14 protein-coding genes and 1 pseudogene are annotated in these 12,747 nt (G+C 60.9%); 9 read left to right on the top strand and 6 right to left on the bottom strand.

What is annotated here, in order from left to right; genetic code table 11:
* The first annotated feature begins 75 nt into the window (after positions 1–75).
* Positions 76–879: a hypothetical protein gene (locus APH41_RS18045; protein ID WP_034126144.1), complete on the top strand. Its 804-nt coding sequence runs from the start codon at positions 76–78 to the stop codon at positions 877–879.
* A gap of 128 nt (positions 880–1,007) precedes the next feature.
* Here the strand turns inward: APH41_RS18045 and prmB are convergent, their stop codons facing one another.
* Positions 1,008–1,916 carry a 50S ribosomal protein L3 N(5)-glutamine methyltransferase gene (gene prmB / locus APH41_RS18040; protein WP_034126143.1) on the bottom strand — a complete coding sequence of 303 codons (909 nt, stop codon included), beginning with the start codon at positions 1,914–1,916 and terminating at the stop codon, positions 1,008–1,010.
* Between the two features lie 240 nt (positions 1,917–2,156).
* Here prmB and APH41_RS18035 point away from each other — a divergent pair, with 240 nt between their 5' ends.
* The 5 genes from APH41_RS18035 (at position 2,157) to APH41_RS18015 (ending at position 4,934) form a co-directional block, all read left to right on the top strand.
* Positions 2,157–2,747, top strand: coding sequence for a cysteine hydrolase family protein (locus tag APH41_RS18035; RefSeq protein WP_014719280.1), 591 nt, complete (start codon positions 2,157–2,159; stop codon positions 2,745–2,747).
* Positions 2,748–2,883: 136 nt separating this feature from the next.
* Positions 2,884–3,204: a hypothetical protein gene (locus tag APH41_RS18030; RefSeq protein ID WP_014719281.1), complete on the top strand. Its 321-nt coding sequence runs from the start codon at positions 2,884–2,886 to the stop codon at positions 3,202–3,204.
* Between the two features lie 75 nt (positions 3,205–3,279).
* Positions 3,280–3,837, top strand: coding sequence for a Smr/MutS family protein (locus tag APH41_RS18025; RefSeq protein WP_003192796.1), 558 nt, complete (start codon positions 3,280–3,282; stop codon positions 3,835–3,837).
* 78 nt (positions 3,838–3,915) lie between these two features.
* Positions 3,916–4,461 (top strand): GTP cyclohydrolase I FolE, encoded by a 546-nt coding sequence (folE, locus tag APH41_RS18020; RefSeq protein WP_014719282.1) that lies wholly within the window; start codon positions 3,916–3,918, stop codon positions 4,459–4,461.
* 101 nt (positions 4,462–4,562) lie between these two features.
* Positions 4,563–4,934: a glutathione S-transferase N-terminal domain-containing protein gene (locus tag APH41_RS18015; protein ID WP_020302241.1), complete on the top strand. Its 372-nt coding sequence runs from the start codon at positions 4,563–4,565 to the stop codon at positions 4,932–4,934.
* Positions 4,935–5,054: 120 nt separating this feature from the next.
* Here the strand turns inward: APH41_RS18015 and APH41_RS18010 are convergent, their stop codons facing one another.
* From APH41_RS18010 to APH41_RS18000, 3 genes are read right to left on the bottom strand one after another with little or no spacing between them, the layout of a single operon-like run.
* On the bottom strand, positions 5,055–5,375 hold the full coding sequence (locus tag APH41_RS18010; protein ID WP_020302240.1) for a hypothetical protein: 321 nt from the start codon (positions 5,373–5,375) through the stop codon (positions 5,055–5,057).
* Positions 5,372–6,697 (bottom strand): acyclic terpene utilization AtuA family protein, encoded by a 1,326-nt coding sequence (locus APH41_RS18005; protein ID WP_054920450.1) that lies wholly within the window; start codon positions 6,695–6,697, stop codon positions 5,372–5,374. Before APH41_RS18005 ends, APH41_RS18010 begins: the two co-directional genes overlap by 4 nt.
* A gap of 1 nt (position 6,698) precedes the next feature.
* Positions 6,699–7,991: a CitMHS family transporter gene (locus APH41_RS18000; protein WP_054896330.1), complete on the bottom strand. Its 1,293-nt coding sequence runs from the start codon at positions 7,989–7,991 to the stop codon at positions 6,699–6,701.
* A gap of 110 nt (positions 7,992–8,101) precedes the next feature.
* Here APH41_RS18000 and APH41_RS17995 point away from each other — a divergent pair, with 110 nt between their 5' ends.
* Positions 8,102–8,998: a LysR family transcriptional regulator gene (locus APH41_RS17995; RefSeq protein ID WP_034126139.1), complete on the top strand. Its 897-nt coding sequence runs from the start codon at positions 8,102–8,104 to the stop codon at positions 8,996–8,998.
* Between the two features lie 102 nt (positions 8,999–9,100).
* On the opposite strand, the gene APH41_RS17990 is transcribed toward APH41_RS17995, so the two are convergent.
* Positions 9,101–9,703, bottom strand: a complete 603-nt coding sequence (locus tag APH41_RS17990) for a glutathione S-transferase family protein (RefSeq protein ID WP_034126138.1) — start codon at positions 9,701–9,703, stop codon at positions 9,101–9,103.
* 292 nt (positions 9,704–9,995) lie between these two features.
* On the opposite strand from APH41_RS17990, the gene APH41_RS17985 reads away from it, so the two are divergent.
* Both APH41_RS17985 and APH41_RS17980 read left to right on the top strand, forming a co-directional pair.
* Positions 9,996–11,342: an NCS2 family permease gene (locus APH41_RS17985; protein WP_034126137.1), complete on the top strand. Its 1,347-nt coding sequence runs from the start codon at positions 9,996–9,998 to the stop codon at positions 11,340–11,342.
* A gap of 66 nt (positions 11,343–11,408) precedes the next feature.
* Positions 11,409–12,047 (top strand): LysE family translocator, encoded by a 639-nt coding sequence (locus APH41_RS17980; protein WP_054896333.1) that lies wholly within the window; start codon positions 11,409–11,411, stop codon positions 12,045–12,047.
* Here APH41_RS17980 and APH41_RS17975 read toward each other — a convergent pair.
* Positions 12,031–12,747 (bottom strand): annotated as a pseudogene (locus APH41_RS17975) (hypothetical protein); the annotation flags it as partial. The gene APH41_RS17980 and the pseudogene APH41_RS17975 overlap by 17 nt on opposite strands.

The raw sequence follows: 12,747 nt of genomic DNA, 5'->3' as shown, positions 1-12,747 counted from the left end.
GAAAAACGGCCGATAAGTCCAGAGTCGACAGTAAAAAGATTGTCGGCTCGCAGGGCTTGGACAGGATCGCGCCGCATGACAACCACCGAAACAACACCCGAATCTACCGCCGAAACTACGGCCGCAACCGAAGCTGGCGCCGCAGCGGCCCTGCCGTGGGCCGACGTTCACGCCGAACATTTCAAGATGCTGCGCCTGGCCCCGCTGGCCACCGACCGCGCGACCGGCGCACGGCCGTTGCGCTTTGTGCAGTTCGGCTATGCCGAGCGCCATGATAAACACCACAGCCTGTTGCGCATGGTCATCCAGTTACCGGGCCAGCGAGTACGGCGCGAGCAGAACCACCTGGATATCTGGGTCGATCACGATAAACACCGCGTGCATTTCGGGCCCGGCAACAGCCTGGAAATCGAGCCGGCCAACCGCGGTATCGGGCGCTTCCTGGTGGCCCAAGGCGCCGCCTGGGCGAAGAAGAAGTGGTCACACTACCGCGTCGACGGCGTGGACCTGGCCAACAAGGACGCCCTCAACGAAGCCACGCGCCTGCGCCGCGATCACTTCCTGCGTATCCAGGGTTTCGATGTGGCCTACGCCGATGTGCAGCACCTCAAGGGCAATGTGCAACCCGGCAAGGTCAGCGACGTGCTGGACAGTTGGAACACCGAGAAAGTGCAGTTCGTGGAGATCCTGGAAGCCGCGCAGATGCTGCAACAGGCAGAGCAGAACCTGGCGGAGCAGGAAGTGAAGCTGCGCAAGGAAGAGGAAAAAGTCACCAAGTTCAAGCGTGAAGACAGCGGGCTGCGCTTTACCATCACCTGTCTGGTGGCGTTTACGGTGTTTCAGGCGGGGTTGTTGATCTGGATTGCCACACACCGCTGATAGATTGAAATGCAATCAAAATGTGGGAGCTGGCTTGCCTGCGATAGCGATGTATCAGTAGCACAAGTGCAAGCTGACCCACCGCTATCGCAGGCAAGCCAGCTCCCACATTGACCGAGTTTCTGCAGTTATATCCGGGCAGCGAAAACGGCCTGGTGTTGGCGGCACTGCTCAGCCGTCAACATAAACACCCCATGCCCACCGCGCTTGAAGTCCAGCCAGGCGAAATCCACTTCCGGGTACAGCGCCTCGACATGCACCTGGCTGTTGCCCACTTCGACAATCAGCAGGCCCTTCTCGGTGAGGTGGTCCGCAGCTTCAGCCAGCATCCGGCGTACCAGGTTCAGGCCGTCGTCGCCGCAGGCCAGGCCCAGTTCCGGTTCGTGCTGGTATTCATCGGGCATGTCGGCGAAATCTTCGGCATCCACGTAGGGCGGGTTCGACACGATGAGGTCGAAACGCTGGCCGGGTAGCCCGTCAAAACCATCGCCCTGCACGGTGTAGACCCGCTCGTCGACGCCATGGCGCTCAATGTTCTGGTTCGCCACTTCCAGGGCTTCGAAGGACAAGTCTCCCAGCACCACTTCGGCCTCGGGGAATTCATAGGCACAGGCGATGCCGATGCAACCGGAGCCGGTGCACAGGTCGAGGATGCGTGCCGGCGGCTGGGCCAGCCAGGGTTCGAAGCGGTCTTCAATCAGCTCGCCTATGGGTGAACGCGGGATCAATACGCGCTCATCGACGATAAACGACATGCCGCAAAACCAGGCCTCCTTCAACAGGTAGGCCGTTGGCACTCGCTCATGGATACGGCGATGCAGCAAGCGCTGCACGTGGGAGATTTCCTCTTCTTCCAGGTTGCAATCCAAATAGCTGTCGGCGATTTCCCACGGCAGGTGCAAGGCGCCCAGTACCAATTGCCGGGCTTCGTCCCAGGCATTGTCGGTGCCATGGCCAAAAAACAGGTCTTCCCCATGGAAACGGCTGACAGCCCAACGGATGTGGTCGCGCAAGGTGCGCAGGCGAGAAGTGATCACGGGGGCAAGCTCCTGGAAAAAACGACTGGCGATTCTAACAGCCTTCACCTGTACCGACGATGTACGAAAAACCTGGCGCCGTACGTCGGATTTCATCGAATCTGCCCGCATTGTGTTAAACAGGCCTGCCTCTTGACATGGCTGCACGCCAGCAACGGCGTACCTTACGATAGTAGCGATTCACAGAAGCGCTCAGCCAGTGGACAATGTCGCAAAAGCCCCACTCACAGGAGCCCCAGAATGTCCGTTCCAAAGACGATGTTTCAACTCAGCGGTCGCGGTTACGCAGCAGCCAACCTCAATCATGCGACCCTGGTGATCATCGACGCCCAGAAAGAATACCTCAGCGGCCCGCTCGCCCTCTCGGGCATGGACGCGGCGGTAGAGAACATCAAGCAGCTTGTGACCGCAGCGCGCAGTGCCGGGCGCCCGATTGTGCATGTGCGCCACCTGGGCACCGTGGGCGGCCTGTTTGACCCCCAGGGCGAGCGCGGCGAATTCATTCCGGGCCTTGAGCCTGAGGGTGACGAAACCATCATCGGCAAACTGCTGCCCAGCGCCTTCCATGGCACCGGCCTGGAAAAACACCTGCAAGACCTCGGCTCCCTGGACCTGATCGTCTGCGGTTTCATGAGCCACTCCAGCGTCAGCACCACCGTGCGCGCGGCCAAGAACCTGGGCTTTCGCTGCACCCTGGTGGAAGACGCCTGCGCCACCCGCGACCTGCCCTACAAGGGCGGTATCCTGAGCGCCGAGCATGTGCAGCAAACCGAAATGGCCATCATGGCAGACAACTTCGCCACCCTGGCGCTGGCCAAAGACTTGATCTGATGCTGCTGGCGGTGAGCGGCGTGTTTATTGCTCCGCTCATCCGCAAAGCCCTCTCATTTGGCGCATTTACCTCTCCCCCCGGAACAACCTGTGTATCTTCCGGTCGAAGGGCCGATACCCTGGAGGAAAGGTCGGAATGAAGATATCCGATGGTTTTGATGCTCGTCGCTTGCGCCCCAAGGGCCCGAGCAATTGGCGTCTGCGCCTGGTAGCGTGCATGGCCGCGTTGCTGGCGATAGTAGGCTTGTTGTTGGCAGGCGCTGGTGGCGCCGGCCTGTTTGGGCATTCGCCCGCCCTGGGCGAACTGAATGCCAGCCCGGGCGGCTCGGCACTCCTGCTGGGGATCGGCTTGCTGGTGCTGTGGTTGGGCGTGTGGTTGTGGCGTCGCAGCCGCCGGAAAATGCGCCAGCCGCTGTCGTTGAATATCGCCTCTCACCTGATGAAAAAGCACGACTGATGGCGCTTGGATAGCGTTTCCTGCGCCCTGGCCGCCGCGATTTAGGTAAACTGCCCGCCCTTCGCGGAGGCTGACATGCAAGACGACGATTTTTCCCTGTTCAAAAACGAGCTGCGCGGCGTCAAGCCGATCAAGCACGACCGCGCCGACACCGGCAAACCCAAGACTGACCGCGCGCAGATCGCCAAGCTGCGCCAGGCCGCGACCGTGCGCACCGATGCCACCACCGTGGACGGCCTGTCGGACCAGTTCGTGATCGACGTCGGCCCCGAAGATGAACTGATGTGGGCCCGCGACGGCGTGCAGGAAAGCCAGATGCGCAAGCTCAAGGCCGGCCAGATCCCGTTCGAAGGCAGCCTCGACCTGCACGGCATGACCGTGGAAAAAGCCCGGGAAACCCTCTGGGCCTTCCTGGCCGAAGCGACCAAATTCGAAATCCGCTGCGTGCGCGTCACCCATGGCAAGGCTGTGCGGTTGGACGGCAAGCGCCCGATGATCAAGAGTCACGTCAATACCTGGCTGCGCCAGCATGCCCAGGTGCTCGGCTTTACCTCCTGCCAGGCTCGTCACGGCGGTGCCGGCGCGGTGTATGTGATGCTCAAGCGCACCATGATGGAAGGGCGCGACGAGTAACAAGTGCCATCGTCAGGCTTGCAGCGATGTGTCCGCCACCGTAACCTTGCGCTTTGCGAAAATCCCACAGGTAGTTTCATGTCCCTGGAACAGAATTACACCGCGATCCTCGGCCAACTCGGCGAGGACGTGTCCCGCGAGGGCCTGCTCGACACGCCAAAGCGTGCCGCCAAGGCAATGCAGTACCTCTGCCGCGGTTATGAACAGACACTCGAGGAAGTCACCAACGGTGCCTTGTTCAGCTCTGACAATAGCGAAATGGTGCTGGTCAAGGACATCGAGCTGTACTCGTTGTGCGAGCACCACCTGCTGCCGTTTATCGGCAAGGCCCATGTGGCGTATATCCCGAGCGGCAAAGTGCTGGGCCTGTCGAAGGTCGCACGCATTGTCGACATGTATGCGCGCCGCCTGCAGATCCAGGAAAACCTCAGCCGCCAGATCGCCGACGCCGTATTGGAAGTGACAGGCGCCCTGGGCGTGGCCGTGGTGATCGAGGCCAAGCACATGTGCATGATGATGCGCGGTGTGGAGAAGCAGAATTCGTCGATGATCACCTCGGTGATGCTGGGTGAGTTCCGCGAGAACGCGGCCACCCGCAGCGAATTTCTCAGCCTGATCAAGTAACCGGCTGGGCAGGAAGGAACCGGCGTTCATCGCCGGTTTTTTTTCGCCTGCAGAAATCAGGTAAGCTGCGCCCCCTCAGTCATGGGCAAGAGGTTTCAGCCATGTTCGTCAAAGCACTTCGAGTGGGCCTCGGCCACGTCATCATCGCGGGCGACTTTCTTACCCGCCCACGCAAAAAGCAACGCCCTGCCGAACAACAGGCCAAGGTCAATGCTGCGGCCAAGGATCTGACCCTGTATCAGTTCCACGCCTGCCCGTTCTGCGTGAAGACCCGTCGCACCCTGCACCGCCTGAATGTGCCGGTGGCGCTCAAGGACGCGAAGAACAACGAGCAGGACCGCCAGACCCTGCTGGAGCAAGGCGGCAAGATCAAAGTGCCGTGCCTGCGCATCGAAGAGAACGGCCAGACCACCTGGATGTATGACTCCAAGGTGATCATTGACTACCTGGACAAGCGCTTCGCTGCGATCTGAAGTACGCGGCGATCAATGTAGGAGCGAGCTTGCTCGCGAAAAACGTCAACGATAACGGGGGCTGCCTGAATAAACGCGGTGCCTGTGAGTTCTTCGCGAGCAAGCTCGCTCCTACAGAAATCAGGTGGGTATTGTCAGGTCGAGATCCAGCAATGCCGAACCCAGGCACTTGCCGTGGGCGTCCAGGGCCAGCGAGCGGGTTACGCCGCCGCGCAGGATTCCCGGCAGGACGAAGTTCAGCGCCTGCACGTTCGGCAACTCATGGCGCTGAACCGGTGCCGCATCGGGATCGCGTAAATCGGCAAAGAACTCGGCCACGCGCTCAGCCGTCAGCTGTTCACACAGCAACGGATAATCCTCGGCGCGATAGGCAATGATCGAGATGTTCGACGTGTCGCCCTTATCCCCGGTGCGGGAATGGGCCAGCCTGTGCAGTTTCATTCTTCAATCCTCGGTTTGACCGCTTCACGGGGCAACAGCAACGACGCCACCGCCACCACCTGACGCACGCTCTTGCTCGCCCCACCGCCGCCGGCCGGGCCGTTGGTGTAGAGGGTCTCCACTTCATTGCCGATCCGCATGGCGTCGCCGCGCTCGTCACACCGGGCAGCGACCCGAAGGCGCACTTCCCAAGGCTCGACGCTGCTGCGAGGGCCGTGCAATGAATCCATGCCGATCAACTCGGCACGCAGGTCCTGCATCTTTACGCCGATCAACGCGAGACGCTTGAGTACCACGTCCCGCGCCAACTGGGCCCGTGCGACAGCACCGGGGCCGCCGTAGGACATCTGCCCTTCACCGATCCAACCGTCCAGATAACCGACGCTGACCTTCAGCTGTTCAGGCCGGGCACGCCCGCCGGCTCCTTGGGCACGCACCCGGTCCACGCCCTCCTCGACAAACCCCACCAGGGAAAAGTCGGCCGTCACATCCGGGGTCAAATACGCCGCAGGGTCGTGAACTTCATAAATCAGTTGTTCGGCGCAGGTCGCGCGGCTGACCCGCCCACCCGAGCCTGCCACCTTGGTGATCACTGCATTGCCGTCGGCGTCGACCTCGGCCAGGGGAAAGCCCAGGCGTGCCAGATCCTCCACATCCTTGAAGCCTGGATCGGCGAAATAGCCGCCACTGACCTGCCCCGCGCACTCAAGCAAATGCCCCACCAGCGTACCCCGGCCCAGTCGCGGCCAATCATCGAAGGCCCAGCCGAACTCGAACATCTGCGGCGCCAGGAACAGCGAAGGGTCGGCCACGCGCCCGGTGATCACCACATCGGCGTCGGCGCGCAACGCTTGAACAATGCCCTCCACGCCCAGGTAGGCATTGGCAGAAATCAGCCGCTCACCCAATGCGCCTACGGTCTGGCCGTTATCCAGCAACTGCTCGGCAGACAAGGTATGCAGCACGTCATCCCCGACCACCGCCACAACCTTGAGGCCCAGGCCCAGCTCGCCAGCAATGCGCCGTACTTCACTGACCGCCGCCAGCGGGTTGGCCGCGCCCATGTTGGTGATCACGCGCAGGCGTCGACGCCCCGTCCCCTGCCCCACAAAGGGCAAGACACGGCGCATGCGCTCAGCCAGCAGCGGGTCATAACCGCCTTGCGGGTCGCTGATACGCGCCTGTTGCGCCAGGGCGATGGTGCGTTCGGCCAGGCATTCGAAGACCAGGTAATCCAGGTCGCCGTGTTTGGCCAGTTCCACGGCGGGTTCTATACGGTCGCCGGAGTAGCCGGCGCCGGAGCCGATGCGCAAGGTGTTCATGTCAAATCACTCCCAGGAGCAACGCCGTCAGGGTCATCAACACCGAGGCGGCAAACAGGAAAGGAATGGTGAAGCGCTGGTGATCGGCCAGTTCGATCTTGCACAGGCCCACCAGCAGGAAGGTCGCAGGGGTCAGCGGGCTGACCGGGAAGCCGGTGGTGTGCACGCCCAGCAGCGAAGCCTGGGCCACCTGAAGCGGGTCGACGCCCAGGGCTTTGCCGACTTCGGCGATCACCGGCATCACGCCGAAATAGTAGGAATCGGGGTCAAACAACATGCTCAGGGGCATGGACAAAAAGCCCACGACGGCCGGGATCAACTTGCCGTGGCCCGCCGGAATCTGCGCCACCGCCACTTCGGCGATGGCCTTGAGCATGCCGGTGCCTTGCATGATGCCGGTAAATACCCCGGCGGCGAGCAGGATACTGGCCATGGTCAGGGCGGTTTTCGCATGAGCGTCAATGCGCGCACGCTGGGCGTCCACGTTGGGATAGTTGATGCACAACGCAACCACGGTGCCGAGCATGAACATCACCACCGGGTCGACCCAGCCGGCGATCATCACCACCATCACCAGCACGGTCAGCACCAGGTTGACCCAGAACAACCGTGGACGGCGCAGCTTGATGTCGTCATCGCTGAGCACTCGTTGCGGCACCGCCTCCACGCTGGAACCGGCGCCCAGGCCCAGGCGTTTTTCTTCGCGATGGCCCAGCCACCAGGCGCAGGCGAAAACAAAGATCAACCCGACGATCTGCACCGGGATCAGTGGCTGGAACAGGTCGGCCACTGGCACATGCAGCGCCGCCGACGAACGCAGCACCGGGCCGGTCCAGGGCAGGAAGTTGACGCCGGCGGCCATCGCACACACGCAGGCGAGGATGCGTTTATCAATGCCCAGCCGCGTATACAGCGGCAGCATCGCCGGCACCGTCACCAGAAAGGTCACCGCGCCAGAGCCGTCCAGGTGCACCAGCAACGCCAGGGTCGCGGTCCCCACCACAATCCGTGTAGGACGCGTGCCGACCGTGCGCAGGATGCGATCAATGATGGGATCGAGCATGCCCGCGTCGGTCATGATCCCGAAAAACAGGATCGCGAACACAAACATGCCGACCACAGGGGCGACGTTCTTGATACCGGTAATGATGAAGGCACTGGTTTGCAGGCCGAAGCCGCCGATCAGCGCAGCGATGATCGGCAAGGCGATCAAAGCCACCAGTGGCGAGAGGCGCTTGCTCATGACGGCAGCGAGCAGGCACAGGATGGTGATGACACCCAGGGTTGCGAGCATGGGTTACTCCAGGCGGCCTGGTTGGCCAGTTATTGTTTTCCCTGGAGTATTGGAAGCGGGTTAGTCTTTGTAAATTGGAATATTCGGCCTAGCTCGTTCGGAAAAACAAAATGAAGAACTCCATCCAGCACATCCAGGCGTTCCTCGCGGTGGCCCGCACTGGCAGTTTCACCAAAGCGGCCAACGAGTTACACCTTTCGCCGTCGGCCCTCACCGTGCAGGTGCAACAACTGGAAGACTGGCTCGGCGTCGCCCTGCTCGACCGCAGCCCGCGCCACGTGAGCATTACCGCTGCGGGCCAGGAGGCGCGCGGGCCCATGGAAAAACTGGTGCTGGACCTGGACAACATCGTCACCGGCTCCCGCGACCTCGCCGCCTTGCGCCGTGGAGTGGTAACCATCGCCGCGCTGCCCTCAGTCTGCGCTGGCGCCCTGCCCCCGGCCTTGCGCCTGTTTCGCGAACGCTTCGCCGGCATCGAAGTGCGCCTGCATGACCTGGTGGCCCAGCGCATTCACGCAAAGGTCCGCAACGGCGAAGTGGATTTCGGCATCGGCGTGCGCGCCCGCCTGAGCCACGGCCTGGACTTCGTGCCCGTGCTTAATGATCGTTTGTGCGCATTTGTGCCGTCAGGCCATGCGCTCGCCCGCCATCGCCAACTGACGCTGGAACAATTGGCGGACCAGCCGATCATCCTGACCGGGCGCGACAGCAGTGTGCGCGAGCAAGTGGACACGCTGTTCGATGAGACACGGTTGACGCTGAACGCCGGCATGGAGGCCAACTACATGTCGACCGTATTGGCCTTGGTGCGCCAGGGCCTGGGCATCAGTGTGTTGCCGGAGTCAGCGGCCGATAGCCTGGAAGGTTTGAAGCGGATCAGCATCGATCATCCCGGGGTGAATCGGGAGATCGGGTTGATCAGCCGTAGCGGGATGGGCTTGAGCCCGGCGGCGCAGCGCTGCTTTGAACTGCTCAACAAAGCACTGCCTGACACGCCGCCGCGCTGAATGTGGGAGCAGGCTTGCCTGCGATGCAGACACCTCGGTTTAGCCGGGGCACCAGGGTGACGCTATCGCAGGCAAGCCAGCTCCCACATTGGACCGAGGGAGTCAGTCGAGCATCGCCACGTACTTGGGATGACTGGCCACGCGCTGCAACCACGCCTGCACCGCCGGATACGGCGCCAGGTCAAAGCCGCCTTCATGGGCCACATGGGTGTAGGCATACAACGCAATATCGGCAATGGAAAATTGCTCGCCCACTAAATAAGGCGTGGCTTGAAGCTGACGCTCCATCACCCTCAAGGCCTTGTAACCGCCTTTGTGGGTGGTCTTGTATTCTTCCAGCCGATCCTCGGGCATGTTCAGGTAAAACTGAATGAACCGCGCAACCGCAATGTAGGGCTCGTGGCTGTATTGCTCGAAGAATTGCCACTGCAGGACTTGCGTGCGCAGGCGCGGTTCGGTCGGCAGGAATTCGCTGCCATCGGCGAGGAAGTTGAGGATCGCGTTGGACTCCCACAGGCAGGTGCCATCTTCGAGCTCCAATACCGGGACCTTGCCATTGGGGTTCTTGGCCAGGAACGCCGGGGTCTGGGTATCACCCTTGAGGATATCGATATCAATCCATTCATACGGGATGCCCAACAGATTGAGCATCAATTTGACCTTGTAGCAATTGCCCGACTTGTAATCGCCATAAACCTTGTACATGGGGCTCCCCTTTTTCGCCGCGCTGACCGAATGCTTGCGCCCACAAGGTGCGGGTATCGAAGGCTTGTTTCAAGGCGTCGTGCAGAATAAATCCCTTGGCCTGGGCCTTTCATCCCTTTTCGCCAAGATAATCGAAAACATTATTTGCTTTATTTGTATACAAAAGCATAATTCGCTTCGTGCGAGTTCCTGACCTTTTGGTCAACAAAGCCCGCCAGTACCTCAAGGCGCTGTTGCCCACTCATGTGACCGGCGCTGGAAATAACAATAAAACGATTGAGGAGTACTCGCTGTGGATAGCCGTAAAACCGAAGCCCCTACGTTGGATCTGGCCGCGCCCCGAGGCGGTTGGCTGGAGCGCCTGTTCAAACTGCGCTTGCATGGCACCACAGTGAAGACCGAGTTGATCGCCGGCCTCACTACGTTCATCACCATGGCCTACATCATCTTCGTCAACCCCAACATCATGGCCGACGCCGGGATCGATCACGGCGCGGCTTTCGTCGCCACCTGCATCGCCGCCGCGCTGGGCTGCCTGTTGATGGGCCTGTACGCCAACTGGCCAGTGGGCCTGGCGCCGGGCATGGGCTTGAACGCGTTTTTCACCTACACCGTGGTCGGCACCATGGGCTACAACTGGGAAACCGCCCTCGGTGCGGTATTTGTCTCGGGTGTGCTGTTCATGATCCTGACGTTGTCGCGTATCCGCGAATGGTTGCTCAACAGTATTCCGGTCAGCCTGCGTCATGCCATGGGCGCGGGTGTGGGTCTGTTCCTGGGGGTGATCGGCCTGAAAACCGCCGGCATCATTGTCGACAGCCCGGCCACCCTGATCAAGCTCGGCTCCCTGCATGAACCCGCCCCACTGCTGGCGGCGGTGTGCTTCCTGCTGATCGCCATCCTCAGTTACCACCGCGTATTCGGCGCGATCCTGATCAGCATCATCGCCGTGACCCTGGCGGGCTGGGGCCTGGGCCTGGTGCATTACAACGGCATTCTCTCTACCCCACCGAGCCTGGCACCGACCTGGATGGCCATGGACGTGATGGGTGTGTTCAATGTGAGCATGATAAGCGTGGTATTTGCCTTTCTTTTTGTACACATGTTCGACACTGCCGGTACACTGATGGGCGTTGCCCAACGCGCCGGGCTAGTCAAGGCAGACGGCAAGATCGACAACCTGTCTCGTGCATTAAAGGCCGACAGTGCTTCCAGCGTGTTCGGCGCCATGGTTGGCGTGCCGCCTGTGACCAGCTATGTGGAAAGTGCTGCCGGTGTAGCTGCCGGCGGCCGCACCGGCTTGACTGCCGTGACCGTAGGCGTGCTGTTTGTGGCGGCGATGTTTTTCGCGCCGCTGGCGGGCATGATTCCCGCCTATGCCACGGCGGGCGCATTGATTTACGTGGCAATGCTGATGATGGCGAGCATGGCCCATATCAATTGGGATGAAGCCACCGACAGCATTCCGGCCATCGTGACCGCGATCATGATGCCGTTGACATTTTCGGTCGCCGACGGAATCGCCCTGGGCTTTATCACCTATGTGGCGTTGAAGGCCGGCACCGGCAAGTACCGTGAGATTTCCATCAGCCTGTGGGTGCTGTGCGCGATCTTTATCGCCAAGTTCATCTTTCTGTAGTTCAGGAAGGGCTGAAAAACCGCCTCACCTTCGGGTGGGGCTTTTGCACGTAAGGGAGAACTGTAGATGAACCTGGATACCTGGCTGTTGTTCAGCGGCGCTGCGCTGGTGGTGATCCTGATCCCCGGCCCGCTGTCATTGCTGATGATCAGCAACAGCCTCAACTTCGGTCTGCGCCGCTCTTACCCGGCGTTTCTGGGCGGCGTATTTGCTTCGATCTGTCTGCTGAGCGCCTCGGCACTTGGCCTCGGCGCGCTGTTGCTGGCATCCGAGCAATTGTTCAGCGCACTGAAGATCGTCGGCGCGCTGTACCTGTTCTACCTCGCCTGGCAAAGCTGGCAGCAATCGCGGCTGCCGAGCGCAGGCGCCGAAGTGCCAACGTCCCCGGCTGTGCCGCGCTTTGGTGCGTTGTTTGGCCGGGCCTTCGTACTGGGGGCCAGCAACCCCAAGGACATCCTGTTTTTTGCGGCCTTCCTGCCGCAGTTTCTCAGCGCCGAGCAGGCGTTTTTACCGCAATTGTTGATCATGATCGCCACCTGGACGGTGCTCGACCTGTTGTGCAAGTTGGCTTACGGCTTGGGCGCCCATGGCGCCGCGCGGTATTTGCGCAGCGGTTCGGGCCAGAGCTGGTTCAACCGCACCAGCGCTGCGCTGTTTGGCGGCGCCGGTGCAATGGCTCTCATCAACGCTAAGGGTTCAATTTGACGAAATAAACAGTGGGGGCCAGCTGTCCCTTTGTGGGCCACTGGATACCGGCCACAATCCGCACCAAGCGTTGTTCTTGCATCGCGTTGTCAACCGCCCTTAATAAAGCAGAGTCAGGGTGGGAGTTGATGGCTACCCGAACCCACTTGTCCGAAAGCTTCGTTCTCACGCTAATTCGCCCTGTCTCAAACCATTGGTAGGCCACGTAGTAAATTGTGCTCGAACGGGGATGAGTCACGACTGATTCAATACTGTTTTCTCCAAGAGGTAACCCTGGGCGTCGCACAGACAAGTCCACAATGCGGTAACCCTGCTGCTCCAACACGGTTCTGACGGCGGCGCGCTCTGCTTCAAGCCTCTGCGTCCTGACCGGTGTGACAGCATATTGCAGGCTCGGGTCTAACGGATGAGGCGGTATGAAGTCTACACGCGTGAAGCCGGGCGCCTTGCCTTCAAAACCGATGTATAGATATTCGCTGCGCCGTTCATTAGGTCGCAACATCCGCAGTAAATCATCCGTTTGACCGCTCCTCGCAGGAGGCGCGGGTAGCCATTCGTCCAGCGTCGCGCGGATGTCGAGCAAATGGCTTGCCGTGGCAGCCCGGGAAGGACCTGACAACTCAACCAACCTTATGACGGCAAACGTTCGAGCGTCATTCGTCAGGGTGGGAAAGGCCATGGTCACATACTGCCTCAACGG

Origin of the sequence: Pseudomonas sp. NBRC 111138 (assembly GCF_001320835.1) — a bacterium.
In the GTDB taxonomy this organism is placed as follows: domain Bacteria; phylum Pseudomonadota; class Gammaproteobacteria; order Pseudomonadales; family Pseudomonadaceae; genus Aquipseudomonas; species Aquipseudomonas paracarnis.
Note: the sequence above shows the minus strand (reverse complement) of the source record. Positions and strands in the feature narration are given on the sequence as shown.

What these genes read in the sequence shown, in the direction of transcription:
- APH41_RS17990 (WP_034126138.1), bottom strand. Translation starts at nt 9,703, where the DNA reads ATGTACAAGGTTTATGGCGATTACAAGTCGGGCAATTGCTACAAGGTC.
- APH41_RS18010 (WP_020302240.1), bottom strand. Translation starts at nt 5,375, where the DNA reads ATGAAACTGCACAGGCTGGCCCATTCCCGCACCGGGGATAAGGGCGAC.
- APH41_RS17995 (WP_034126139.1), top strand. Translation starts at nt 8,102, where the DNA reads ATGAAGAACTCCATCCAGCACATCCAGGCGTTCCTCGCGGTGGCCCGC.
- APH41_RS18045 (WP_034126144.1), top strand. Translation starts at nt 76, where the DNA reads ATGACAACCACCGAAACAACACCCGAATCTACCGCCGAAACTACGGCC.
- APH41_RS18035 (WP_014719280.1), top strand. Translation starts at nt 2,157, where the DNA reads ATGTCCGTTCCAAAGACGATGTTTCAACTCAGCGGTCGCGGTTACGCA.
- APH41_RS18005 (WP_054920450.1), bottom strand. Translation starts at nt 6,697, where the DNA reads ATGAACACCTTGCGCATCGGCTCCGGCGCCGGCTACTCCGGCGACCGT.
- APH41_RS18000 (WP_054896330.1), bottom strand. Translation starts at nt 7,991, where the DNA reads ATGCTCGCAACCCTGGGTGTCATCACCATCCTGTGCCTGCTCGCTGCC.
- APH41_RS18030 (WP_014719281.1), top strand. Translation starts at nt 2,884, where the DNA reads ATGAAGATATCCGATGGTTTTGATGCTCGTCGCTTGCGCCCCAAGGGC.
- APH41_RS18015 (WP_020302241.1), top strand. Translation starts at nt 4,563, where the DNA reads ATGTTCGTCAAAGCACTTCGAGTGGGCCTCGGCCACGTCATCATCGCG.
- APH41_RS18025 (WP_003192796.1), top strand. Translation starts at nt 3,280, where the DNA reads ATGCAAGACGACGATTTTTCCCTGTTCAAAAACGAGCTGCGCGGCGTC.
- APH41_RS17980 (WP_054896333.1), top strand. Translation starts at nt 11,409, where the DNA reads ATGAACCTGGATACCTGGCTGTTGTTCAGCGGCGCTGCGCTGGTGGTG.
- folE (WP_014719282.1), top strand. Translation starts at nt 3,916, where the DNA reads ATGTCCCTGGAACAGAATTACACCGCGATCCTCGGCCAACTCGGCGAG.